The 24,405-nt window shown below is 37.5% G+C and carries 24 protein-coding genes and 1 other annotated feature; of the genes, 9 read left to right on the top strand and 15 right to left on the bottom strand.

Annotation, left to right across the window (positions count from 1 at the left end):
* The first annotated feature begins 152 nt into the window (after positions 1-152).
* The 4 genes from F0527_RS02745 (at position 153) to F0527_RS02730 (ending at position 3,001) form a co-directional block, all read left to right on the top strand.
* A complete protein-coding gene (locus F0527_RS02745; protein ID WP_150283729.1) occupies positions 153-731 on the top strand; it encodes a CYTH domain-containing protein in 579 nt (192 codons plus the stop codon).
* Between the two features lie 73 nt (positions 732-804).
* A complete protein-coding gene (locus tag F0527_RS02740; RefSeq protein WP_150283728.1) occupies positions 805-1,599 on the top strand; it encodes a lytic transglycosylase domain-containing protein in 795 nt (264 codons plus the stop codon).
* 191 nt (positions 1,600-1,790) lie between these two features.
* A complete protein-coding gene (locus F0527_RS02735; protein WP_066784795.1) occupies positions 1,791-2,192 on the top strand; it encodes a globin domain-containing protein in 402 nt (133 codons plus the stop codon).
* Positions 2,189-3,001: a DsbA family protein gene (locus F0527_RS02730; RefSeq protein ID WP_066784793.1), complete on the top strand. Its 813-nt coding sequence runs from the start codon at positions 2,189-2,191 to the stop codon at positions 2,999-3,001. Before F0527_RS02735 ends, F0527_RS02730 begins: the two co-directional genes overlap by 4 nt.
* Before the next feature lie 529 nt (positions 3,002-3,530).
* On the opposite strand, the gene pepF is transcribed toward F0527_RS02730, so the two are convergent.
* The 4 genes from pepF to spxA form a co-directional block, all read right to left on the bottom strand.
* Positions 3,531-5,345: an oligoendopeptidase F gene (gene pepF, locus F0527_RS02725; RefSeq protein WP_150283727.1), complete on the bottom strand. Its 1,815-nt coding sequence runs from the start codon at positions 5,343-5,345 to the stop codon at positions 3,531-3,533.
* Between the two features lie 60 nt (positions 5,346-5,405).
* Positions 5,406-6,521, bottom strand: a complete 1,116-nt coding sequence (locus tag F0527_RS02720) for a competence protein CoiA (RefSeq protein ID WP_150283726.1) — start codon at positions 6,519-6,521, stop codon at positions 5,406-5,408.
* A 98-nt stretch (positions 6,522-6,619) separates the two neighbouring features.
* Positions 6,620-7,279 (bottom strand): adaptor protein MecA, encoded by a 660-nt coding sequence (gene mecA, locus F0527_RS02715; protein WP_150283725.1) that lies wholly within the window; start codon positions 7,277-7,279, stop codon positions 6,620-6,622.
* Between the two features lie 414 nt (positions 7,280-7,693).
* Positions 7,694-8,089 (bottom strand): transcriptional regulator SpxA, encoded by a 396-nt coding sequence (gene spxA, locus F0527_RS02710; protein ID WP_066791827.1) that lies wholly within the window; start codon positions 8,087-8,089, stop codon positions 7,694-7,696.
* Positions 8,090-8,597: 508 nt separating this feature from the next.
* Positions 8,598-8,814 (top strand) — a binding site (T-box leader).
* Positions 8,815-8,870: 56 nt separating this feature from the next.
* Between spxA and trpS the strand changes: the two genes are divergently transcribed.
* Positions 8,871-9,860: a tryptophan--tRNA ligase gene (gene trpS, locus F0527_RS02705; protein ID WP_150283724.1), complete on the top strand. Its 990-nt coding sequence runs from the start codon at positions 8,871-8,873 to the stop codon at positions 9,858-9,860.
* Here trpS and F0527_RS17475 read toward each other — a convergent pair.
* From F0527_RS17475 to F0527_RS02690, 3 genes are all read right to left on the bottom strand, one after another.
* Entirely contained in the window at positions 9,814-9,972 is a 159-nt protein-coding gene (locus tag F0527_RS17475; RefSeq protein WP_470411867.1) for a hypothetical protein, read from the bottom strand. The two genes, trpS and F0527_RS17475, sit on opposite strands and share 47 nt — an antisense overlap.
* A gap of 211 nt (positions 9,973-10,183) precedes the next feature.
* Positions 10,184-11,419, bottom strand: coding sequence for a beta-ketoacyl-ACP synthase II (fabF, locus tag F0527_RS02695; protein ID WP_066784784.1), 1,236 nt, complete (start codon positions 11,417-11,419; stop codon positions 10,184-10,186).
* A 28-nt stretch (positions 11,420-11,447) separates the two neighbouring features.
* Positions 11,448-12,386 carry a beta-ketoacyl-ACP synthase III gene (locus tag F0527_RS02690; protein WP_066784782.1) on the bottom strand — a complete coding sequence of 313 codons (939 nt, stop codon included), beginning with the start codon at positions 12,384-12,386 and terminating at the stop codon, positions 11,448-11,450.
* 326 nt (positions 12,387-12,712) lie between these two features.
* Here F0527_RS02690 and F0527_RS02685 point away from each other — a divergent pair, with 326 nt between their 5' ends.
* The gene (locus tag F0527_RS02685; protein ID WP_066784779.1) at positions 12,713-12,916 is read left to right on the top strand and encodes a YjzD family protein; all 204 of its coding nucleotides are present in this window, start codon (positions 12,713-12,715) and stop codon (positions 12,914-12,916) included.
* A gap of 57 nt (positions 12,917-12,973) precedes the next feature.
* On the opposite strand, the gene F0527_RS02680 is transcribed toward F0527_RS02685, so the two are convergent.
* Positions 12,974-15,121 (bottom strand): ATP-dependent Clp protease ATP-binding subunit, encoded by a 2,148-nt coding sequence (locus F0527_RS02680; RefSeq protein ID WP_150283723.1) that lies wholly within the window; start codon positions 15,119-15,121, stop codon positions 12,974-12,976.
* Positions 15,122-15,319: 198 nt separating this feature from the next.
* Here F0527_RS02680 and F0527_RS02675 point away from each other — a divergent pair, with 198 nt between their 5' ends.
* On the top strand, positions 15,320-16,024 hold the full coding sequence (locus F0527_RS02675; RefSeq protein WP_223823511.1) for a Crp/Fnr family transcriptional regulator: 705 nt from the start codon (positions 15,320-15,322) through the stop codon (positions 16,022-16,024).
* 97 nt (positions 16,025-16,121) lie between these two features.
* Here the strand turns inward: F0527_RS02675 and F0527_RS02670 are convergent, their stop codons facing one another.
* The 3 genes from F0527_RS02670 to F0527_RS02660 form a co-directional block, all read right to left on the bottom strand.
* A complete protein-coding gene (locus F0527_RS02670; protein WP_066784777.1) occupies positions 16,122-16,430 on the bottom strand; it encodes a metal-sulfur cluster assembly factor in 309 nt (102 codons plus the stop codon).
* 52 nt (positions 16,431-16,482) lie between these two features.
* Positions 16,483-17,253: a prolyl oligopeptidase family serine peptidase gene (locus tag F0527_RS02665; RefSeq protein ID WP_150283722.1), complete on the bottom strand. Its 771-nt coding sequence runs from the start codon at positions 17,251-17,253 to the stop codon at positions 16,483-16,485.
* 74 nt (positions 17,254-17,327) lie between these two features.
* A complete protein-coding gene (locus F0527_RS02660) occupies positions 17,328-17,957 on the bottom strand; it encodes an HAD family hydrolase (RefSeq protein ID WP_150283721.1) in 630 nt (209 codons plus the stop codon).
* A 400-nt stretch (positions 17,958-18,357) separates the two neighbouring features.
* On the opposite strand from F0527_RS02660, the gene F0527_RS02655 reads away from it, so the two are divergent.
* Positions 18,358-19,167, top strand: a complete 810-nt coding sequence (locus F0527_RS02655) for a Cof-type HAD-IIB family hydrolase (protein ID WP_150283720.1) — start codon at positions 18,358-18,360, stop codon at positions 19,165-19,167.
* A gap of 25 nt (positions 19,168-19,192) precedes the next feature.
* Positions 19,193-20,050: a DegV family protein gene (locus tag F0527_RS02650; protein ID WP_150283719.1), complete on the top strand. Its 858-nt coding sequence runs from the start codon at positions 19,193-19,195 to the stop codon at positions 20,048-20,050.
* A 51-nt stretch (positions 20,051-20,101) separates the two neighbouring features.
* Here F0527_RS02650 and F0527_RS02645 read toward each other — a convergent pair whose 3' ends face one another.
* From F0527_RS02645 to F0527_RS02630, 4 genes are all read right to left on the bottom strand, one after another.
* Positions 20,102-21,568: an alpha-amylase family glycosyl hydrolase gene (locus F0527_RS02645; protein ID WP_190323368.1), complete on the bottom strand. Its 1,467-nt coding sequence runs from the start codon at positions 21,566-21,568 to the stop codon at positions 20,102-20,104.
* 176 nt (positions 21,569-21,744) lie between these two features.
* A complete protein-coding gene (locus F0527_RS02640) occupies positions 21,745-22,101 on the bottom strand; it encodes a YisL family protein (protein WP_150283717.1) in 357 nt (118 codons plus the stop codon).
* Between the two features lie 166 nt (positions 22,102-22,267).
* Positions 22,268-23,170: a fumarylacetoacetate hydrolase family protein gene (locus tag F0527_RS02635; RefSeq protein WP_066784754.1), complete on the bottom strand. Its 903-nt coding sequence runs from the start codon at positions 23,168-23,170 to the stop codon at positions 22,268-22,270.
* Positions 23,171-23,211: 41 nt separating this feature from the next.
* Positions 23,212-24,396 carry a DUF418 domain-containing protein gene (locus F0527_RS02630; protein WP_223823510.1) on the bottom strand — a complete coding sequence of 395 codons (1,185 nt, stop codon included), beginning with the start codon at positions 24,394-24,396 and terminating at the stop codon, positions 23,212-23,214.
* Positions 24,397-24,405: the final 9 nt, after the last annotated feature.

The following is a 24,405-nucleotide window of genomic DNA, read 5'->3' as shown; positions in this document are numbered from 1 at the left end:
TTGTTCGCTCTTTACTTAGTTGTAGAACTCCATATTATTTTATCATAAAGACGTTCTTTTCTGACCATATTCTTCATTTTTACGTCTGTACACCTTTGTTGTCATTTTAGCCTAAATTCCGCTATAATTCAGGATAAGAAAGGGTGAAAAGAATGCCCCAAGAATTAGAAATTGAATTCAAAAATATGCTGACAAAAGATGAGTTTATCAAACTCGCCGACTATTTCAATCTAAAACAAGACGAATTTCGTGAACAAACCAATTATTACTTTGATACAGAGGACTTCTTACTGAAACAGCTGCGTGCAGGTCTCCGTATACGAAAAAAAGGCTCTTCCTTTGAATGTACATTAAAAGAACCGTTCACCGGTATAGGGCTCATGGAAACAACGGACAGGCTAACTGCAGGTAAAGCAGACTCTTTTCTAAAAGGAGAAGGCCCACTTGCTGCCCCAGAAGTAAACCAACGGCTTGAAGCATTAAAAATTAATATAAAAGACTTAAATAATATAGGTACACTTATCACCAAACGTGCCGAAATAAAGTACGAGGGTGGTCTTCTAGTTTTGGACCATTCAAATTATGGAAGTACGGAAGACTATGAACTAGAATATGAAGTATCAAATGAGGAAAAAGGAAAAGCAACATTCCTTGAATTTCTTGCTAGCCATTCGATTCCCATCCGTCCTGCAGAGAAAAAAATTGCCCGCTTGATGAATGCGAAACAGTAAGATCTTTCTCTTCTTGCATCGTGTGTAACGGGTATTTTTACAATCTCTGTTTGATAAAAAGTGAGGTCTATCCATGAACATTCAATCTATTCTTCCATATATACAATCACTTAATACGAATACAGCAGATATAAATGGAAATAACACAACAAATTCTTTTGCTAACATGATGGGGCAATATACTGGCTTATCAACAGAATCATCCGATACTTCGCAAATGCTTGGTATGTCTAATGCTTTGTCGAATACAGGAACACAATTATTGCAATTATTATCTTCTAGCGGTATGCAGAATAGTAATTTAGCTAGTGCCTTCAATCCAACCCAACTGTTGGGCAGCTTAGGCTCCTTATCCAACAGTGCCAACTCGCTTTATTACAACGGGACATCTCCCGTTTACACTCCAGCTACGATGAACTATACAAATGGTTCCTCGTCTGCGTTAAATGCAACACAGCAACCCGTGAGTGCCGCGGCAGGGTCTGGGCCACAAACGAGTTTTGATGGGTTAATCACGAAGGCTTCCAATATGTATGGTATTCCAGAAAAAATGATAAAATCGGTAATTAAACAAGAATCTGGCTTCAATCCAAGTGCTACTAGCTCAGCTGGAGCAGGAGGTTTAATGCAATTAATGCCGAGTACTGCTAAATTCTTGGGTGTTTCCAATGTGTATGATGCCGAACAAAATATCATGGGCGGCACTAAATATTTAAAACAATTATTTGATAAATTTGGGGGCAATTATGATTTAATGCTCGCTGGATACAATGCAGGGCCTGGAGCAGTTGCTAAATATGGCGGCGTTCCTCCTTATAAAGAAACCATGAACTATGTGCAATCTATTATGAATACATTTAATGCTTAAGCCTCTTATATTACTGGCCAATCTTAGCTAACTGTCATCTATTTACGTTTAATTATGTATGATTTTAGCACGTAGATTGGCTTTTTATTTTGTACTCTATGAAATTTGAAATAGATAACGTATCATTTGTTTGAGAAAATAGAAAGAGGTTGATAAAATAGGATTACAGCTAAAGCAAAGGAGATACATCTATGATGCAAAAACCTATTATCCCATTTGAGGAAATTGGTGAGGAAAGACTCTATAAATTGATTGATATTTTCTATTCAAAAGTTGCCAACAATCCGAAGCTAAAGCCTATATTCCCTGATGATTTAACTGAGACCGCACGCAAACAAAAGCAATTTCAAACACAATATTTAGGCGGTCCCAACATTTATACACAAGAGCACGGCCATCCCATGATGAAAGCTAGGCATATGCCATTTAAGATTACTCCTGAAAGAGCTCAAGCTTGGTTGGAGTGCATGTCCGAAGCTATGGATGAAGTCGGCTTAGACGGCAAATTCAGACACGTGTACTATCAACGTCTTGTCCAAACTGCACATCACATGATCAACGCACCGGATGAAGACGAGGAGGTTTTAGAGTGAACAATATTCAGTATTTAAGCGAAAAACCTGCTGTCTCCCCATCTCTAAGCAAACCGATTGAACTTTATGTGTTCATCGATTTGCTTTCTCAGGGGAGCTTTGAACTTCAAGCGCTAATCCGACAATTGCAAATAAACTATGGCCATTATTTTTCAATGCGCTTTGTCCTGAGCACAGAATTAAATTCTTTAAACAGTGCATGTCAGCGTATTAATAGTTGCCAAACACAAGAAGAACTAGTGGACCTATCACATCCTGTCCTGCCTTCCATCGCCGTAAAGGCTGCGGAACTGCAAGGAAAAAAAGCAGGTTATCGCTATTTAACCAAGCTCCAGGAATACACCTATTTAAATACTAAAAATGTATGCCAATGCAGTACATTACAAGAGATCGCTTATGAAACAAATCTAGATGTAGAAGAATTCCAAACAGACTTTTTATCCGTGGAAGCTTCCCGCTCTTTCCAGAACGATTTATGCATCGCACGAGAAATGGAAGTAGATGAAGTGCCAAGCTTTGTATTCTTCAATGAAAATATTGAGGATGAGGGATTAAAAGTTTCAGGCAGCTACTCCTATGAAGTCTATGAAAAAATATTAGAAGAATTACTCGGTGAGAAGCTAGTTTGCCAGCAACCGCCATCAGTAGAAGATTTATTCCATCGCTTTCATACATTTACAACAAAAGAATTAGCAGCAATTTATCAAATTTCCCCTTCTACTTGTGAACGAGAGCTAAAGAAAAAAATGTTGCAACAAAAAGTAGACCGAGTGACTTATGAAAACTTATCGCTCTGGCGTTTAAAATAAATAAACCAAAAAAGCCCTAACTGTTGATAACAGTTAGGGCTTTCTGTGTTGACATATAAAATTCTAAAAAAGGCAAAAAAATAAAGAAGCATCTCTACGGGAGATGCTTCTTTTCACAAAGGGGATGGGAGAAATGTTCACGTTCAAACAAAGGGGTGTATGTTTGTTTGTGATTTATTTCACATCTATTACTTTAGCACGGAAAATCGCATATATCAACGCTTTGAACATCTTTTCACAAAGTTGTCAAATAGAAAGCGTTATCATTGAAAATTAACCATTTATTCACAGGGTTTTCTTAAATATGCGTACTAATTTGATATGTGGATGAAGTGGGGATATCTACGCTTTCCTAGGGTAAGTCTTCTTTTAATACAAAGATATGCACCTGCAACGCTCAATGTAGGATTCCACATCAAATAATTACGAATACATTGTTTTCAAACTTTCTATTAGCAATATCCCCGTCTGAACCCAAAGCAAAAAAGATTGAACTCTTCAACTAGAGAGTTCAATCTTTTTCATTCGATTATTGTTCTGACAATAGCTTTTCTAATTCTTCTAAGTTTCGCTCGAACACTTTACATGCTTCTTCAATTGGGGATGCAGATTCCATATCAACGCCAGCAGCTTTTAACACATTGATAGGATAATCTGAGCAGCCTGCTTTTAGGAACTTATTGATATAGCGCTCTACAGCTGGTTTGCCCTCTGATAAAATTTGAGAACTTAATGCAATTGCAGCACTTTTACCTGTTGCATATTGATACACATAATAGTTGTAGTAGAAGTGTGGAATGCGAGCCCATTCCAAGCCGATCTCTTCATCTACGACCATGTCATCACCAAAATATTTCTTATTTAACTCATAGTATACTTCAGTCATACGATCAGCAGTTAGAGCTTCACCTTTTTGGTCCATTTGATGAATAATATGCTCAAATTCTGCAAACATTGTTTGACGAATAATGGTGCCACGGAAGCCTTCAAGCCAATGGTTTAAGATATAAATTCTTGTTTTTGGATCATCAATTGTTTTCAGCAAGTAGTCATTTAACAATTCTTCATTACATGTGGATGCTACCTCTGCCACAAAAATTGAATAATCACCGTACACGAACGGTTGATTGTTGCGTGTGAAATAACTGTGGACACTATGTCCAAATTCATGCACAAGTGTGAACAAGTTATCCAGATTGTTTTGCCAGTTCATCAGAATGTATGGATTTGTTCCGTAAGAACCTGATGAATAAGCACCGCTGCGTTTGCCTTTGCTTTCTAAAACATCCACCCAGCGATCTTTTAAAGCTTGCTCAACGATACCTACATACTCATCACCCATCACACTTAAGGATTTGAGCATATGTTCCTTGGCTTCGTCATATGTCATATCAATTTTTGATTCAGCGACAAGTGGTGTATAGACATCCCACATATGCAATTCATCCACTTGAAGCATTTTTTTGCGCAATGCAATGTAGCGGTGCATCAACGGTAAATACTTGTGGATAGTTTCAAGCAATTGATCGTATACTTTTTCTGGAATATGATTTGCGCTCATAGCAGCTTGGCGGGCAGAATCATAATGGCGAATTTCAGCATTCACATTATGAGCTTTCACATTGCCTGATAACGTTGCTGCAAACGTATTTTTAAAATCTCCATACGTTTTGTACATCGCACGGAATGCAGCCTCACGGACTGAGCGATCTTTGCTTTCCAAGAAATGAACATAGTTGCCATGAGTTAATTGAACCTCATTACCTTCTTCATCACGTACAGTAGGGAATTCCAGGTCTGCATTGTTCAGCATACTAAAGGTATTAGAAGAAGCGCCTGTTACCTCAGACATTTGCGAAAGCAATGCCTCTTGTTCTGCAGGCAAAATATGAGGGCGTTCATTATTAATTTCTTCTAATTCATGTGTATATAATTGGAGATCCTTATTTTCTTTCAAATATTCTTTAATTACCGCTTCATCCAACGCTAAAATTTCCGGCGTCAAGAAAGACAGGCTTGTAGAAACCTTTGCATATAATGTTTTAGCTCGACTGTCCATAGCTTGGTATGTGGAATTTGTTGTATCTTGGTCATTGCGCATATGTGAATATACATAAAGCTTCCCAAGCTTAGTATAGACTTCATCGCGGAAACGAAGGACTTTAAGCAATGCATCCGATCCTTCAGCAATAGTACCTTGATATTGCGAAGCCTGTTTCGCCAATTCTGTTAATTCTTGATAAGAAGTTTCCCAATCAGCATTTGACTGAAAAATATCTTCCAATTTCCATGTTAATTCCTCTGGTACTTCTTCTCTTGTAAGTACTTTCGTTTTTTCTGTCATTACTTAAACCTCCTACTTTCAACTCCAAAAATGGACTGCTCTATTATTTTCTCAATTTTCTTAAGTTTTTGCAAGAAATTGGCTATAAATATAGTGGAATATCTTTTCTTCCTCATAATGGCTAAATATATCTTCAATATCTAAATAATTTAATATTTCGCTATAAAAACGAATTGATTCTGTATCTAAACATATGCCATGTGAGTCAGTGAAATCCTTTGCTAATTTTGGACTATAAGCCATACAATTTTGATGCTGTGTATATAAAAAATATAGCCATAACAGCTGCCATTCAACTGCTTCTATTGAATGCGGCTTTTTATTTATTGGAATGCCAACAAATAAGGGCAGCTTCTCAGGGATGACTCGTAAATAATAGCAAGCACGTAAAAAGGGATCTTTTACTCCTCTCTTGCTTATATGTAGTCTTCCTCTAAGAACTCGTTCTCGTTCCCTTTTGCAAAGCTGCCAATATTTCAAGTATTCATTCTTTGTGAGTGCACTTGCACGCAAAAAAGGAAAGTGTTGTTGGTCAATGGCAAGTGTTTGTACCTTTGCAATGAAGCGATATCCGCCAATAGGGAGCAGATAATTATAGTACACGAATAGTTTTAAAGTGGGGTTGTAGGTGATGAGATGGGCGTGTTGATTACTATATGTGATGAACTGCTGTTTAAATGGGGATAAACGTATTTGTTGAATTCCATCTTTATGAGGATTTTTGGTCGTGGGGGTATGTAAAATCCACAGTGGAATCATTTTTTCCTTGTGATAGCCAGTTGTACGTTTTACCATTTGGGGTTTGGAAATCGTACTGTATTGAAATTCAATAGCATATTGCTGTTCTTCTACTTTGATAAGAAGATCGGGACGTTGCATTAAACTTTTTAGATAAGGCTCTAGCTTTGCCTCTATCTGCAGTCTTTGAAACATTTCATATAAATGCCGTTTTCCAAGCAAGTGTGTAGCTGTCTCGCCTTCTGAAAAATACTGGCAAGACCCTTTCTTTCTGTGTGCAAAATGCGGAATCATCACTTGTCCAATTTTTAAATGCACGGCTTTTTGACATTGCGGACAATAAAATTGTTCTTTTTCTCTCAAACGACTTAACCCATTTTTATCTTCAATTCCAGTCAACAAAATGAGCTTGTTCGAGGAATCAAGTGCCGTCAACATTCAATCACCTCCACAAACCAAATTGTAAGAATATTCGACTCTGAATGCAAACAAAAAACCTTCTCAACTTGGAAATAGAGAAGGTTTCAAAGAAACTGTTAGAAGTATTTTCGCACTATTTCTAAGCAGTTTTTATCCATAATTAATTTTCCGTATTCTTCTAAAAGGTGAATGGTCGTATCTGCTTCTTCTGCACATTCGGAGATAACGCTTAGATAGTCTTCTAAATCATCCATCGTCATTTCCTCGTCAAAGTCAGCATGCAAGAAATACTTGCCTTTCATCTCGAAAAGTGATGTTTCAAAGTTTGCACTTTGTGGCATTCTTTCTGCTATATCAATTATGTCGTCAAAGTCTTTTAGGATAAACGTATATCCATCTATATCATCCTCAACTTCGCCGAAAATTGTATCAAAGTTAGAGGAACCCGCCTTCGCATCAAGCCCACTAAATGCATTTTCAAAAAACTTTCTTTTTTCTTCAATACTTGAAGGGAGATCCATCAAACCATCAGGAGATAACTTTGTAGATGTTACCGTCAATTCGAGACCTTTGTCAGTTGCCACAACTTGGATCCATAACGGGCCATCCATTTCAAAATCTATATCATCATTAATCTCTTCCATCATAACCCAGAAGAGTTCTTCGCCTTTATCACGGTCATACCAAATTTCATCTTTGGTGAATCCTCGTTCTTCAATATCAACGTAAGAAATGAAGAGTTTTAGTGTATTCTCATTAATGCGTTCCATATCCATTTTACACAACCCCCTTCGGTCCATAATTATAATATTCTTCAACGATCATGTAGCCAGATTTTCAAGGTGTATTACTTTAACAGCGTCTATTACTATTGTATGACGAGATGGTGAAAAATGAAAAGGATAAATCTTAGGAAATATCAATAGTATATGAATTATAATAGTTTTAAGTTCCATTTGCCAATAAGAAGCAATAGATTATGGCAATGTGAATAGAATGTATTCACCGCAATTGTTTTAACATTATATTCTGATGCCTTGCCATTGTTGACACATCGCTGTTCTTTAATATCCTCATGTCTTTACCTTCTTCTTTACCCACAAATGGCTTTTAAAAAACGAAAAAAGCTAAAACCCACCAGACGATGGATTCTAGCTTAGCTTGTACACCTGTACTTGATCTATACAGAGTTAGTTCACCATTTTTTGCGCTTCTTGCAATTGGTAAGCACGAACTTTTCGTGGTAGGAAACGACGAATTTCATCTTCGTTGTACCCCACTTGCAGACGCTTTTCGTCCAAAATGATTGGACGTCTTAATAAGCCAGGATTTTCTTGGATTAACTCATATAATCGTTGTAAAGGTAATGATTCAACGTCCACTTTTAATTTTTGGAAAATCTTTGAGCGTGTAGAGATAATCTCATCTGTACCATCTTCCGTCATTCGTAGTATTTCTTTAATTTCGCTTATGCTTAACGGCTCCGCGAAGATATTTCTTTCTTTATATGAAATCTCATGTTCTTCTAACCATGCTTTTGCTTTTCTACATGAAGTACAACTCGGTGATGTAAAAAGAGTGACCATCATCTCAAAAACACATCCTTTCGAAAATGTGAGTTAATGTATATAGGAATTGCTGTATTGTTAAATTAGAATTACTCTAATAAAGAAGTCTAACATCATTATACACCATAAATTCTCATTTGAATATACACAAAATAGAAATTACATCAATTGATTGACGACTAAATATGACGAATTATTCTATTATGTTCAGTTTCACTATTATTCGTCATAGAGCAATTCTCAGTTATATCTGTATTATCCCCATTTTTAGGAACAACTAAACATAAAAATCCAGAATAATTTTCTCAATTAATACCTTTACACTGAAAATGAGTTGCTATACTATTATTTACGTTTAATTGCCAAAAAGGTTCCAAAACTTTTTGAAAAGATGAAAAATAATGAAGATACTTTTTAGACATTCTCTAACTGTCCTAACAGTAGACAAATAAAAACTTTCTCTATAATTGGAAATTATGCAACAGTTGCTTTTTCAAAAACGCTATATTATAATTTTCACCATATTGATAAAACGTTGAAGAAGAAGAGTACTTATAGTTCGTATGTAAAGAGAGTCTGTGGCTGGTGGAAACAGATCCTACGCTATAGGGAATGGGCTTCTGAGTAGCTTTATGAAAACATAGTAGTAAGGCTCGGGTTTGTCCTACGTTACAGGATTAGAGTGGCCGGATTTCGGCAAACTTGGGTGGTACCGCGGATACATAACATTATTCGTCCCTTTTCAGAGGGATGAATAATGTTTTTTTGTTTTTATAAGAATTTTTAGGAGGAAAAAGAAATGAAAAGAATTTTTTCAGGTGTACAACCAACAGGTGTCATTACATTAGGAAACTATATTGGGGCATTTCGTCAATTTGTGGCTATGCAGGAGGATTATGATTGCATCTTTTGTATCGCTGATGAACATGCAATTACTGTACCGCAAGATAGCGATTCACTAAGAAACAGCATACGAGCTCTTGCCGCTACTTATATTGCAGCAGGCATTGACCCACAAAAATCAACATTATTCATTCAATCCGAAGTTCCTGCACATGCACAAGCAGGCTGGATGTTAACTTGTACAGCTTATATCGGAGAATTGGAACGCATGACTCAATTTAAAGATAAGTCGAAAGGAAAAGATGCTGTATCAGCCGGCCTTTTAACTTACCCTCCATTAATGGCAGCAGATATCTTGCTTTATAATACAGACATCGTTCCTGTTGGAGAGGATCAAAAACAACATCTTGAAATTACACGTGATCTAGCAGAGCGATTCAACAAACGCTATGGCGAAGTATTTACTATTCCAGAAATTCAACTCCCTAAGAACGGTGCTCGCATCAAATCACTTCAAGATCCATTGAAGAAAATGAGCAAATCAGATGAGAACAAAAAAGCAACAATCCGTTTGCTGGATACGCCGAAAGAAATCGAGAAAAAGATCAAATCAGCCGTTACTGATTCGGAAGGTATCGTGAAATTCGATATGGAAAATAAGCCAGGTGTTTCTAATCTTTTAACTATTGAAGCAGCGTTGAGCAATATGTCGATAGACGATTTGGTCTCAAAATATGATGGACTTGGCTATGGCGCTTTTAAAGCGGGCGTAGCGGAAAGTGTTATTCAACACCTAACACCAATTCAAGAAAGATACAATGAATTAATTGATTCACCTGAATTGGATGAAATTCTGAATGTTGGTGCTGAGAAAGCCAACAAGATTGCAAGTGAAACTGTTACGAAAATGGAGTCCGCGATGGGCTTGGGAAGAAAAAGACGGTAATCAGTCCAAGACATGCTCCTAAAAAGATTTTAAAGTCCACTGTCTTCAAGATGAAAATAAATACATCAGACCATGGATAACCGAGAGCATGATAGTTTAAATACAAAATCATATGAGTGGCGGTCAATACAACTAGTCCATAACAAATTAAAAAAAATAAGAATCGCATATCATTATCCTTTTCTTTTTTTTTATTTCAGTGATAGAAAGAGATTTGTTGTGTGAATCTTCGTATTGTCGTTAAAAGAATCTATTATAAGCTATGAAAAAAAGCCTTTCTCTATTCATGAGAAAGGCTTTTCTACTAGTTTTAACTTTTTATATTACATCTTTTTAAACAGTAGTGAAGCATTATGTCCACCAAAACCAAGTGAATTGCTCATCACGTAAGAGATTTCTTGCTCTCTTGCTTTATTTGGCACATAATCCAAATCACATTCTTCATCTGGTGTTTCAAGATTCATTGTCGGTGGCAGAATATTTTCTTGCAACGCCAATACAGAGAAGATTGCCTCAATACCACCTGCTGCACCAAGTAAATGGCCAGTCATTGATTTAGTTGAACTGATTGCTAATTTATAAGCATGCTCTCCGAAAACTGTTTTGACCGCTTTCGTTTCGAATAAATCATTATAGACCGTACTTGTTCCGTGAGCATTAATGTAATCCACTTGCTCAGGAGATACATCTGCATCATTAAGTGCTTGTTGCATAGCACGTGCTGCTCCTTCACCTTCTGGAGCAGGAGCTGTGATATGGTGTGCATCACCTGTTGAGCCGTAGCCAATAACTTCTGCGTAAATTTTTGCACCACGGTTAACCGCATGCTCATATTCTTCCAAGATCACAATACCAGCACCTTCGCCAATAACGAAGCCATCACGATTTTTATCGAACGGACGTGAAGCTGTTTTTGGATCTGGATTTAATGTTAGTGCAGTATTTGAACAGAAACCAGCTACTGCCATGTTAGTAATCGGTGCTTCTGCTCCACCTGAAATCATGACATCAGCATCACCACGTTCAATTACCTTGAAGGCGTCACCGATTGAGTTTGTACCTGATGCACAAGCTGTTACTGAACATGAATTAATCGCTTTTGCTCCGAAATGGATGGATACTTGACCCGCTGCCATATCGGGAATCATCATTGGTACGAAAAATGGACTCACACGACGTTGCCCTTTTTCAAGGAAATTATTATATTGCTGTTCAAATGTCTCCATTCCACCAATTCCTGAACCAATCCATACACCCGTACGCAATCCGACCTCAGGCGTAATTTCTAGGTTTGAATCTTCAACAGCCATAATAGATGCGGCTAATGCATATTGAGTAAAACGGTCCATTTTTCTCGCATCTTTTTTAGAAATATATTTTTCAATATCAAAGTCTTTTACTTCAGCAGCAATTTTAGCCGGAAATTTTTCTGGATCCAATCTTGTTAATGGTCCAATTCCAACATGGCCTGCTTTAATATTTTCCCAAGTTGTTGAAATATCGTTTCCTAGCGGTGTTACTGCTCCAATACCAGTCACTACTACTCGACGTTTTGCCATGGTTATAATTCCTCACTTTTCCTTTGTGTTATTTTCCCCATCTCATTGCAACAGCGCCCCAAGTTAATCCAGCTCCGAAACCTACTAAAACAAGTAGATCATCATCTTTAATGCGGCCGTTCTCCAACTCTTCTACTAACGCATTACCAATTGAAGCAGCTGAAGTGTTACCGTATTTGTGGATAACTGACGACATTTTTTCAGGCGGTAATTCCAACCGTTGTCTAGAAGCTTCCATGATACGGATATTAGCCTGATGTGGAATCAAAAAGTCTACATCATTTTTTGTTAAGCCTGCTTTATCAATTACATTTAGTGCAGATTGCCCCATTTGACGAACTGCAAATTTAAATACTTCGCGGCCATTCATTGAAAGATAGTTTTCTTTCGTTTGATATAGATGATTTCCACCTGAACCGTCTGAACCCAATTCAAAGGAAAGTATGCCTCTTCCTTCAGAAACTTTACCTACCACCGCAGCAGCTGCACCGTCTCCGAAAAGAACGGCTGTATTACGATCAGACCAGTCAACAATTTTTGTTAGTTTTTCAACTCCAACAACCAAAACATAATCGTAAACACCTGATTCAATAAACTGCTTAGCTGTGACTAAACCATAAATATAGCCAGCACATGCTGCAGAAAGATCCATCGCTGCTGCATTCACTGCTCCAAGCTGGTCTTGTATCATGCAGGCTACACTCGGAAATGGCTGATCCGGCGTAACAGTAGCTACTAGAATTAATCCAATTTGTTCTGGTTTTATGCCAGCGTCTTTGATCGCTTTATCTGCTGCTTCAAATGCCATATGGGATGTATCTTGGTCATCTGCAGCGATATGACGTTCTTGTATGCCAGTACGTGTGCGAATCCATTCATCTGACGTATCCATCATTTTTTCTAAATCAAAATTTGTTAATACCTTCTCTGGAACACATCTTCCTACTCCAACAATCCCAGCATTCATGAGGTAGCGCCTCTTTTCTTATTATCAATTATTAGTATCTGGTCTTAATTATAGCGAATAATTCTCTTTTTATCAATATGAATCAATTTTGTTCATATCAGATTGTAAAAGTTTCTTCCAAAAAAATAAAACGTTATGGTATGATAGAGTTGATATAAAGTGAAACGAACACTCAGATTTCATGAGGTTTAATCCTCAATTAGTGCGCGTTGAACCAATCGGGCATTTATGGTCAGTAACTCTTCTAACCATTCGTTATCACTCAAGTGTTGAGTTGAGGTCTTGCTGCCCCATAATGCGGATAAAAGTGAGCTAGAGGTGATTATATGAAATACATTATGTTAGTGATTTGGTCAGCATTATTGGTTTCCACTTTAAACTATGTTGTGAGCTCAATCAATAATGTGCCATTAGATGGACCAGCATTCACAAAAGGATTATGGATATCACTTATCATTTCAGTATTAATCTTAATAATGGATGCAGTGATTCCAAAAGATTCACCAAAAGAAATCGGTCAACACGAATAATGACTAAAAAACCTGTCCTAAATTATGGACAGGTTTTTTATTTTGAATAATGATTATTTACTTTCTTTCTTTATGAATGGTTACTTTACCATCCTCCAAGGCTACTACTAATCGGTCTCCGGCGCTTGCTTCGCCTTTTAATAATTCTTGCGCTACCAATGTTTCAATATAGCGTTGAACAAAGCGGCGTAGTGGACGTGCGCCAAATGCAGGGTCAATGCCTTCTTTGACTACCCATTCTAGTACATCTTCATTTACGGTTAGCTCAATATCTTGTTCTGCCACCCGTTTTTGAAGAAGTGCTACATATTTTTTAGCAATTTCGTAATATTGTTTTTCTGATAAGGAATGGAACATCACGATATCATCAAGTCGGTTAAGCAATTCTGGTTTAAAATGTTGTTTCAATTCTGCCATTACTAGATCTTCGATTGCATGATCGCTATCTTGCCCTTTTAACTCCAACAAATAGTGTGAGCCAATATTGGAAGTTAAGATAATGACTGTATTGGTAAAGTTGACTGTACGCCCTTGACTGTCGGTTATGCGACCATCATCTAATATTTGCAACAAGATATTCGCTACATCAGGATGAGCTTTTTCAATTTCATCGAGCAACACAACAGAATAAGGATTTCTGCGAACGGCTTCTGTCAATTGACCGCCTTCTTCGTATCCAATATATCCTGGAGGTGCACCTACCAATCTTGAAACACTGTGTTTTTCCATGTATTCGGACATATCTATACGAATGAAATGATCTTCTGAATCAAATAGCTGAGCAGCCAATGCTTTAGCTAATTCTGTTTTACCGACACCTGTTGGACCTAAAAATAGGAATGAACCAATAGGCTTGTTCGGATCTTGAATGCCCGCTCTTGCACGCCATACAGCTTCCGTCACCAATCGAACTGCATCGTCTTGCCCTACTACACGTTCATGCAATGTGTCTTTCAGGTGCAATAGCTTTTCGCGTTCTCCTTCTACTAATTTAGTCACAGGAATACCCGTCCATCTTGAAACGATTGATGCAATCTCTTCCGCTGTTACATCTTCCCGTAACAAACGGCTCTCATCATCAGTTTGCAAAGATTTTTCAAGCGATTGCAGTTCTTTTTCTAATTCTGGAATTTTGCCATGGCGCAAAACGGCAGCTTTGTTAAGATCATATTGATTCTCTGCATCTTCTAATTCTCTACGATAGCGGTTTAATGTTTCCCGTTTTTCTTGGATAGCTTGCAGTGCATTTTTTTCTGATTCCCACTGCTCTTTCATATTTTTAGATGATGCTTTTAATTGATCTAACTCTTCGCGTAAAGCTACTAGCCTTTTTTTGCTTGCTTCGTCTTTTTCTTTTTGTAACGCTTGTTCTTCAATCTCTAGCTGCATTTGGCGACGTGTTACTTCATCTAGCTCTTGTGGCATTGAATCGATTTCAGTACGAATCATCGCACAAGCTTCATCGACTAAATCAATCGCTTTATCTGGTAAGAAGCGCTCTGTTAAATAACGATTAGACAATTCTGCTGCTGCCACAATCGCTCTATCATGAATTTTTACGGCATGATGCAATTCAAAGCTTTCCTTTAGACCACGTAAAATGGAAATAGTATCTTCTACAGATGGTTCCCGCACGAGTACTTGTTGGAAGCGACGTTCAAGTGCCGGGTCTTTTTCAATATACATGCGATATTCATCAAGTGTTGTCGCGCCGATACAATGTAATTCACCGCGTGCAAGCATTGGTTTAAGCATATTGCCTGCATCCATTGCTCCGTCTGTTTTTCCCGCACCAACAATGGTATGAATTTCATCAATGAATAAAATGATACGTCCTTCACTTTCTTTGACTTCTTTCAAGACACCCTTTAACCGTTCTTCGAATTGGCCACGGTAACTCGCACCAGCCACTAATGCACTCATATCAAGCTCATATATGAGATGATCCTTCAATCCTTCAGGTACATCTTTTTTTACAATACGCTGTGCAAGACCCTCAACAATAGCTGTTTTCCCTACCCCAGGTTCACCAATTAATACCGGGTTATTTTTCGTTTTACGGGACAATATTCTAATAACATTCCGAATTTCTTGGTCTCGACCAATGACAGGATCCATCTTTCCTTTTTTCACTTCTTCTACTAAATTCCGTCCAAATTGTTCTAATGGGCTTTTTTGCTCTTCGTTATTCATTTGCATTTGCATTCAAATCAGCTCCCTTTGACCATTACTGACCTTATGTTAATTTTATTATATTCTTCTCTATCTTTAATGTAAAGTAATATGTTTGACCTTGTTTGACTATATAATAATTACCATTATTTGCTGTATTCACATGACTATCATTCTAACTACGCTGTGTTATAATAAGAAAAATAGATTACGTGAAGGATGGGATAGGTATTGGCAGATTTGGATCATTTTGAACCGCTTCCGCAAAAGATACGAAAAATCTTTGAAGAACATGGTTCATTGATTAAATTTCCTAAGAGTAGCCATATTTGCACCGAGGGAGAGCCAGTTAAAGATCTTTTCTTTATCGTAGCTGGAAAAGTGGTTGTATCGAAAGAAACTGCAGGAGGCAAAGAATTGTCACTCCGAATTTGTGGCAGTGATGATTGTATTGGTGAAGGAATTGTTTTTAGTACATCTGGATTTTATCCGCTGAGTGCCAAAACATTAGAAGCCTCTCAAATTCTTACATTAGATGCAGGCCTTTTCGAAATACTATTAGCTCAAGAACCTGATTTGTTAATTGAGTACATTAAATGGCTACAGCTTCAAAATTTAAAAACCCAAACGAAGCTGCGCGATTTGCTGCTATTTGGCAAGAAAGGTGCGCTATATTCCACTATCATTCGTTTATCCAATACGTACGGTGAAAAACTAGAAAATGGTGACGTTCTAATTAACTATCCATTAACAAACACTACGCTAGCAAATTTGTGTGCAACAAGCCGTGAAGTAATCAATCGTACGCTGCATGAGTTAAAGAATTTAAACGTCATTTCTTTTGATAAAGGATTGATTACCGTTCATCAATTAAACTATTTAAAAGATCAATGTGAATGCGATAACTGCCCTATTAGCGTCTGTCGTATTGACTAATGCTTCATCTTCTATGTATACCCTACTGTCATGAATATATTCGGAATGCTTATATAAAAAATCAGTGAAGAACTAGTTCTCCACTGATTTTTAATTTTTATCGAATACCTAATGCCATTTTTGCGTAACGTGACATCTTATCTTTAGACCAAGGCGGATTCCAGACAACATTGACATCTACATCTTTTACTTCTGGAATTTCAAATAAAGCTGTACGGATTTGATCCACAATCACTGGTCCTAGTGGGCAACCCATAGAAGTAAGTGTCATTGTGATGACGCATAGGCCTTCTTCAGACATATCCACGTCATAGACTAAACCTAAATTGACGATATCTATACCCAGTTCTGGGTCAATAACATTTTCAAGTGCACCTAGAATATTTTCTTTTAAATCAGCATCCATGGTTTTATCCCCTTTCTTCATATTGTTCCCTAATCATATCATCCCTAAATCACTATGCCAAATGGTCAGCAAGGAAAGCAGTCCCTGCAAGCATCCCAGCACGAGATACTTTGTGGCCAGAAGACGAATCAACCATAAACGCCAAATCTTCTGGATGATTCTGATAATAATCTTTTTGAAGTAGTTTATAGAATTCATGCGTAGGCTTAAATGGTACCATTTGGTCCTTTTTGCCATGCCAAAAGAATACAGGGCGACCTAACAGACCTTCTGGTTCTTTACTTAAGTCAAAACGACTAAGCGTTTTATACATTCCCTCCAATTCTTCGTCATTCAACGGAATTTTAAACCCTTTTTCTTCAATGCCGGCAATTTGTTCCTTCGCTAACTCTACATAAGCTGGAGAGCCCATCATAACAGCCGCCGTTTTGATCCACGGATATACTTTCAATGCGCCAAGCGTCACAATGCCACCCATTGAGGTTCCAGAAAGGCCAATTTCACCTTCTTTTGCTAACCCTTTTTCTAGCAGCTGATTGCGTAAAAATTGTACTTCTTCGATAGAAGTTAAAACAATTTCCCAAAAACGCAGACTCAACTGAACTTCATCCAGTTCCTCTTCGCGTTCCCCATGCAATAGCGCATCAGGCAATAATACACGTAGACCCTTATTTACTAACTGGTAAGCATAATGTAGATTATGCTCTTTTGCGCTTGTAAATCCGTGCAAAAAAATGACAGTGGGCGCTTCTTTTGTCGCCGACTGTTCATTATATATATGAAGTAAAGGGATATTGCCCCAAATTTCATGGTCCACTTTCATTTCATTCACTCCCTCATTTCGTTATGTCAATGTTATCAAAAAAAAGAAAGTGAAGCCAATCTGATGTCATATACTTATGGTTTCAAGCCTGCTAATACTGCTATATCCTGTGGTTTTTTTAATACGTATTCTGCTAAGTCATAGCCCTCTGTTGTTTTCGCTCCCCACAATGCCAGGGCAAAATGTACTCCAGCTTTATAGGCGCAATGCATATCATAGATAGAATCGCCAATGTACAGCGCGCTGCTACTTGGTACGCCTAATCCTTCTAGGCAAGCCAATAGTGGTTCTGGCTCTGGTTTGTGTTTGACTGTATCGTCAGCGCAAACTATATACTGAAAATAGGTATTCAATCCAAATGGTTGGAACTCTCTTTTCAATTCGTCTCTTGTTTTAGAGGTAACAATCCCCATTTGTATTTGCTTATCAGCCAATAACTCTATGATTTCTTCTATACCGCTAAACAATCCAACCTCATCAGCATATGCTAATACCGCTTGCGACCACTTTTTATCCATTTTATTTATATTCGTTACAGGGAGTTGCTTGAGTGCCTCTTTCCCCGGAATTCCTAAAGAAAACTTTAGATCATCCAATTCATAACTTAGTCCTTCTTCCTTCAATACCTGCTGTAGAGATAATAAGATGGCTTTTTCTGTATTCAATAAAGTACCATCAATATCAAAAATAATCGATTTGTACATCTGAATCACTCCCCTTTGTTAGTTATTCTAAAATATATATAACCTTTAGAAATACATTAAACCCTTTATTGTGAATAAACTTTGACTAAAGCCTTATTGAAAGGATAAACTTTAATATATCTTACCAACTGAATCAACTTCATAAATAGTGTATAAACGAACGTTTTGATTTTAATCATTCAGAATTTCTGCCAATTAACGCTTCGTTTCAGACTGCGTTTTTCACAGACTTACACTATAAAATAAAGAACGTTCGGTCATTTCAACTATATGGTGAAATTGACTCAGCTAATAGCATTTAAACATATGTATTCCTATGATGAAAATTTTACTTAAATCACAGGACTAGCTAATTTTGGACTACACATCGACAAAACAAATAAGAAAAGGAGTTATCAGCATGGCACAACAACATTTAATTGTTTTAGATTTAGATGGAACCCTATTAACTGATGAAAAAGTGATTTCTGTTAAAACAAAGGCCACATTGCAAAAAGCTAGAGAGGCCGGACATGAAGTCATGATTGCAACAGGAAGGCCCTATCGTGCAAGTAAATTGTTCTATCATGAACTAGGTTTGCACACACCCATCGTCAATTTCAATGGCGCATTTGTACATCATCCTCTAGACCAAAACTGGAAGACAGTACATAAGCCGATTGACTTAAAAGTTGTACAAGAAGTCGTAGAGTCCTTAAACAGAGAGCAGTTTGAAAATTTAATTGCTGAAGTCATGGATGACGTATATGTACAATACCATGATGAGAAGCTATTAAATATTTTTAGTATGGGTGACCCGAAAGTAACGACGGGAGACTTACATCAATATCTAAAAGACAATCCAACAAGTTTGTTAATTCAAGCGAAAGAAAGCAGCGTGCCGGGCATTCGTCAATACTTGGCAGACACGAAAGCCGAATTGATTGATCATAGGCGTTGGGGAGATCCTTTCCCAGTCATAGAAATCGTACGTCATGGCTTGAATAAAGCTGTCGGCCTCTCTCATGTTGCCAAAGACCTAGGCATTCCTCGCGACCGCATTATTGCTTTTGGCGATGAGGACAATGACCTTGAGATGATTGAATATGCAGGTGTAGGCGTAGCAATGGGCAATGGCATTAGCCAACTTAAAAATATTGCGAATGAAGTAACAACAACCAACAACGAAGACGGAATTGCTGAATTCCTTATCGATCGTCTTCATATATAGAGAATAGAATACAGGGGGTTTTAAAATGAGAATTTACGCAGATAGCGCATCTGATTTGCCAAAGTCTTTTTATGAACAAGAGGATGTTACACTTATCCCGCTTCGCGTTCATCTAAAAGGAAAAGAATATGATGACATCATTGGCGTCGACATGGATGAGGTTTATCAAGCCATCCGAGATGGAGAATCATTAAAAACCTCGCAAGCTTCACCCGAACGTTTTTTGAAGGAATTTAACGCTTTAGGTCAATCCGGCGAAGAAGGAATCTACATTGCTTTCTCATCTGAACTTTCTGGCACCTACAATACTGCCGTCATGATGGCTCAGCAGGCAAAAGAAAATTATCCGGATTTAAAGCTAACTATTATTGATACAAAATGTGCCTCTCTTGGTTATGGACTAATCGTTAAAGAAGCTGCCCGCATGAAGAATGAAGGCAAATCTTACGATGAAGTGACGGAAAGAGCGCGATTTAACGCACTCCATATGGAGCATTTATTTACAGTAGATGATTTAGATTATCTTGCAAAGGGTGGCCGACTTTCCAAAGCGAGTGCTTTTATCGGTGGCCTATTGAGCATTAAACCTGTTTTAGATGTAGAAGATGGTAAATTGGTGCCTATCGAAAAATATAGAGGGCGCAAAAAAGTTTTTAAACGCCTAATAGAGTTAATGAAAGAACGAGGCGACTCACTTTCTGAACAAGTGATTGCCATTAGCCACAGCGATGACCTCGTTGCAGCAGAAGATATGAAAGCATTGATTGAGGAGAATTTCCATCCTAAAGCAGTAGAAATTCATTTAATCGGATCCGTCATTGCAGCACATACAGGGACAGGTACTATTTCCGTCTTCTTCTTAAATCAGCTGCCCGAAAAATAAAAGAATACAAAAAAGCTCTTTCTTATCTTTTTGATAAGAAGAGCTTTTATTTTATGCTTTTTTCCCTCTACGCCCTCTACGAAGCAACAAAACAATGAAGGTAATAAAGATGACATACACAAGTCCTAGCGCAATCATATACGGAATATTAATTCCCTTATGGTCAGTAACTTGGTAAAACTCAACAAGTTCGCGATCTAAAACGATGTTATATTTTTCATCTTCTTTTTGTTGTCGCACAATATCTTTTTCAAAGATGCCGTGCAGTTCCTTATTATTACCAATCACAGAAGGATCCAAAACATATCTTTTTGTTTTATCAGTATTATTGACAACTATAATCCATTTTTCTTTTCCTGCATAACGTTCATATACCATTAAACCATCTTTATTTTCTAACAGCTTAAATTTCCCTGTACGCAATGCCTTAGATTTGTTTCTGACTGATTGAAGGTCTTCAATATATGAAATAATATCATCTTTTGTACGGAAATCCATTGGCGCATGCGATTCATCTGTAGTCACGCCATTCTGCGCTATTTCAGTACCATATGAAACAATCGGCACACCAGGCAATGTCATGATTGCTCCCAGCGCAACTTTAATCCGTGTAGGCGGGAACATGTTTTCTTCAGCAGATGCATGTGTAAAGCGCGCACTATATAAATCATCAAGCATTAGTGCAACAGGCTTTTGCGAGGTATCGTTAATACTATTACCTAATGGCTTCTCTAGCTGTGAAGAGTCTTGATCCACATTTTTAAAGATGGATTGGTATGTATCAATCGTATCTTTATTTACTTTCAAATCAAAATCAGCATCGCTCGGCTCATTTGTGATCACATACAAATTTTTATTTTTTTGTTTAAGTGCTGTAATCATTTTATTGAGAAATGCAGTGTCTGCTTTGCCAAGCTCCGTTAATCGGATACCATCCACTTTATACTTACCTACAAAATCTACCGCTGCTTGTACTAATGCATCCTGTACAGCAGTATGGGATGTATTCCAGTTAATGCGGTCAGAATTTGCTAGCTCGTACCAGTCTTGATGGCCTTTTTCTAATACCCATGCATGATTTTTACTTACATTATTAATCGGAAAATCTGCCATCGTTTTAATATGGTTTTTATGCAATGTTCCAATTAATGATGAGAATTCTTTGCCTGTACCGAAATGGCGCTCAATTTTGTTGTAATCTACAACGGCTTGTCCATCATATGTTTCGGATGAAAAAACAGAACCTAATGAAAGCATGGTAAAACCTAAGTCTTGAAAATACGAAAGCTTTGTAGCGATTCCATCAAAGTCTCCACCATGAAAAGCTTTTGGATCTTTTGCATTAATATTATAATCATTCTCTACATTTTTATCGAAAAATCGGTCTATTAATACATCATAAATACTTTCATTTTGAATTTCGGGTGTCTCTTCTTTCGCAGATACTGCCGGGGCTGCGCCAATTGCCGTGGCCAGCAATATGGATGCAACTGCAGTACTAATCCATTTTACATTCAACTCGAAGTCCTCCTCTATAGAACTGTCCAACATAATTTTAACAAACGAATAACAATCTCTCCATACGTACTTGCAAAAAAAATGTAATCCTTCTGTAATTTCAACAAAGTTGTGAATGTCCTTTGACAGAAAAAAACACACATTCTTACTGAATGTGTGCTTTAATATACTGCCTTTTAGATATGAAGGAAACCTAATGGCAAATGTGCTCCCATATATACAGTGAATACAAGGAAGATAATAAAGAGCGCCCAAAGTACACCTGTAGATTTTGATTTTTGTTTGCGTACTAAGACCATTTCCATCATGCCGATTACAAGTAATCCGCCCAATAGTTTTAATCCGTATTCCATTGCCATAGGGCCTGCCATCTGAGAACTAAATACAACGCCGCCTGAAATAATGATTAAAATGTAAAATACACGTAAAATCATATGTGTGATTTTTTGGCCTTTAGAGCCGTTTTGCATCATAACAGCTACGAAGAATAAAATGACTGCTATAATAACCGATGTAAAATGTAAGTGTATCATTTCGTATTTTCCCCCAAATAGTTATTGTCTTATTTATCCTACCAAATTTGTTATGTACTATACAAATTTTAGACCGATGGATAATAGATTCCATCGGCCTAATTCTTAATTCTGACATAATTATTTCAATAAATGTAGATTAAAAGAGATACACATGTCAGCTTCGTTATTCAAAACTGTTTACCAAAGTTCCGATTCCTTCGATTGATACTTTCACCACATCTCCTGCTTTCAGGTATTGCGGTGGATTCATGCCCTTCCCGACGCCTGCAGGAGTGCCCGTCAAAATAACATCTCCAGGTTCTAACGTTACTAATCTAGAAATCTCTACTATTAAATCTTCAACAGTGTGCACCATATCTAGGGTTGTACCATTTTGACGTACTTCGTCATTTACCTTTGTCACAACAGTTAAATTCTGCGGATTAGGCAATTCATCTTTCGTCACCAAATAAGGTCCCATTGGGCAAGAGCCATCTAAACTTTTGCCTAAGAAAAATTGCTTATGTTTTCCCTGTAAATCTCGAGCGGTAATGTCATTGGCAATCGTATAGCCAAACACATAATCAAAGGCTAGGTTTTTCGGTATGTCTTTCCCCTTTTTGCCAATCACAACAGCTAGTTCACCTTCATAATCCAATTGAGATGTTACATTTGCATGTATAGGCAAAGTTTGTTCGTCAGCAGCAATAGCTGTCGGTGCTTTTGTAAATACAACAATATCCTCAGGAGCTTCTGCTGCACCCATTTCTTTTGCATGCTCATTATAATTTTTGCCAACGCAAATAATATTTTTAGTAGTACGCGGTATAGGCGCCAACCACTCAATATCATTAAAGCTATATTTAAAGTGAGCTGGGTTCTCTGATTCTTCAGCAGCTCTTACTAGTTTGCGTGTTTGCTCCACAAATTCAAAGCCATTCGTCATGCCTTCCACTATTGTCTTAGCATAAGATGGCAGAACTTGTAGCTCTTCTTGAATAGCAAGTACATCCCAAACTGCTTCTTCTTTTTTCACCTTTGGACCAAAGCCCAATTGATCATTATAACGAAAAGAAAGAATTTTCATAAATGTAGCACTCCTTTTTTTACCCATCATACAACATTTACTTAAATATTTCCTCTTTTTTCGCTAAACTTTCCATACGTAATACGTTTCCATAGGCTTTCTAGTGGGCCTTGGCGAAAAATCATTAACCAGAACATAGAAAAAACTGCTAAAATCGCGTATATTCCAAGCACTAACCAGGTGATTGTATCAAGACCTAATTTTCCATAAAGCCCTAATCCAAAATGATAAAAAATAAGTGTACAAACAAGGGATTCTAATAAGTAAACAGTTAATGACATTCTCCCTGCCATCGCAAAAGGCAATAAAATCTTCGTTGCATAAGGAATGCAACAAATAAGAATGATAGCACTAGCATATCCAATAGCTAAAAGAGGTCCACCGAATTGCATTTGAATGCTATCTAGAAAATAAGTGCGATCCATTGTATAAGGCAACATTTTTAAAATAATTCCAAGTACAATGAGCACGACCGCAGTCACAATCCACTTAGATAGATGATTCTTAGCACTTTCTATTAACTTCCATTTCGCCGCCGCGGCTCCAATTAACATGAAAGGTAGTATGGTGAACAACGCCATAATCCACATAGAAGGAGAAAATTGTACGCTCGCATCTGTTAAACGCTGCTGGAACGCATCCATCCATGAACCGCCCCCATAAGCTTTAATTGCACTTTGAACAGCTTGTATATCCGCGTATTCAAATGTATCAGATGAAGCTTTAACTAATGAGGCAATATATGCCAATAAAGCTACCAAACCATTTATTGCTCCGTAAAATAGCAAACCAATCGCTAATAAAAACTGGGGCTTCATACGAATCAAGCTAATGGCAATAAGTCCGCAGAAAGCATACATCATTAAAATATCTCCCCACCAAAGAAGCAGTACATGAAGCAAACCGATGATGAATAGCACCACCAAACGTTTTACGCTCAATTTATAAAAACTGTTTCCTAGTGTTTCCGCCTTTTCCTGTTGCATCGCAAGACCATAGCCGAACAACATGGCAAAAAGCGGATAAAAACTGCCCTGCACGAGAATATCCAACCATTTATGATATGAAATATCAAGCGGCGTTGAAAAATACGTCTTTAAATCTACATATGGTACTGGCGTACTGAATGCAAACATATTTACGAGAAGAATGCCAAGTAAACTGACCCCTCGCAGAATATCTAAGGTAGCGACTCTCTCTTTGGTCGCCGTTGGGGTACTCTGCACGTCTATTCC

The organism is Rummeliibacillus sp. TYF-LIM-RU47 (assembly GCF_008638315.1).
Lineage (GTDB): Bacteria > Bacillota > Bacilli > Bacillales_A > Planococcaceae > Rummeliibacillus > Rummeliibacillus stabekisii.
This window is presented reverse-complemented; position numbering and strand designations above follow the sequence as displayed.

Coding starts and splice junctions, on each gene's coding strand:
- fabF (WP_066784784.1), bottom strand. CDS start 11,419: ATGGCAAAACGTCGAGTAGTAGTGACTGGTATTGGAGCAGTAACACCG.
- F0527_RS02640 (WP_150283717.1), bottom strand. CDS start 22,101: ATGATACACTTACATTTTACATCGGTTATTATAGCAGTCATTTTATTC.
- F0527_RS02635 (WP_066784754.1), bottom strand. CDS start 23,170: ATGAAAATTCTTTCTTTTCGTTATAATGATCAATTGGGCTTTGGTCCA.
- F0527_RS02735 (WP_066784795.1), top strand. CDS start 1,791: ATGATGCAAAAACCTATTATCCCATTTGAGGAAATTGGTGAGGAAAGA.
- F0527_RS02745 (WP_150283729.1), top strand. CDS start 153: ATGCCCCAAGAATTAGAAATTGAATTCAAAAATATGCTGACAAAAGAT.
- F0527_RS17475 (WP_470411867.1), bottom strand. CDS start 9,972: ATGATTTTGTATTTAAACTATCATGCTCTCGGTTATCCATGGTCTGAT.
- mecA (WP_150283725.1), bottom strand. CDS start 7,279: ATGGATATGGAACGCATTAATGAGAATACACTAAAACTCTTCATTTCT.
- F0527_RS02665 (WP_150283722.1), bottom strand. CDS start 17,253: ATGAAAGTGGACCATGAAATTTGGGGCAATATCCCTTTACTTCATATA.
- trpS (WP_150283724.1), top strand. CDS start 8,871: ATGAAAAGAATTTTTTCAGGTGTACAACCAACAGGTGTCATTACATTA.
- pepF (WP_150283727.1), bottom strand. CDS start 5,345: ATGACAGAAAAAACGAAAGTACTTACAAGAGAAGAAGTACCAGAGGAA.
- F0527_RS02680 (WP_150283723.1), bottom strand. CDS start 15,121: ATGCAAATGCAAATGAATAACGAAGAGCAAAAAAGCCCATTAGAACAA.
- F0527_RS02655 (WP_150283720.1), top strand. CDS start 18,358: ATGGCACAACAACATTTAATTGTTTTAGATTTAGATGGAACCCTATTA.
- F0527_RS02720 (WP_150283726.1), bottom strand. CDS start 6,521: ATGTTGACGGCACTTGATTCCTCGAACAAGCTCATTTTGTTGACTGGA.
- F0527_RS02650 (WP_150283719.1), top strand. CDS start 19,193: ATGAGAATTTACGCAGATAGCGCATCTGATTTGCCAAAGTCTTTTTAT.
- spxA (WP_066791827.1), bottom strand. CDS start 8,089: ATGGTCACTCTTTTTACATCACCGAGTTGTACTTCATGTAGAAAAGCA.
- F0527_RS02660 (WP_150283721.1), bottom strand. CDS start 17,957: ATGTACAAATCGATTATTTTTGATATTGATGGTACTTTATTGAATACA.
- F0527_RS02670 (WP_066784777.1), bottom strand. CDS start 16,430: ATGGATGCTGATTTAAAAGAAAATATTCTAGGTGCACTTGAAAATGTT.
- F0527_RS02690 (WP_066784782.1), bottom strand. CDS start 12,386: ATGAATGCTGGGATTGTTGGAGTAGGAAGATGTGTTCCAGAGAAGGTA.
- F0527_RS02740 (WP_150283728.1), top strand. CDS start 805: ATGAACATTCAATCTATTCTTCCATATATACAATCACTTAATACGAAT.
- F0527_RS02685 (WP_066784779.1), top strand. CDS start 12,713: ATGAAATACATTATGTTAGTGATTTGGTCAGCATTATTGGTTTCCACT.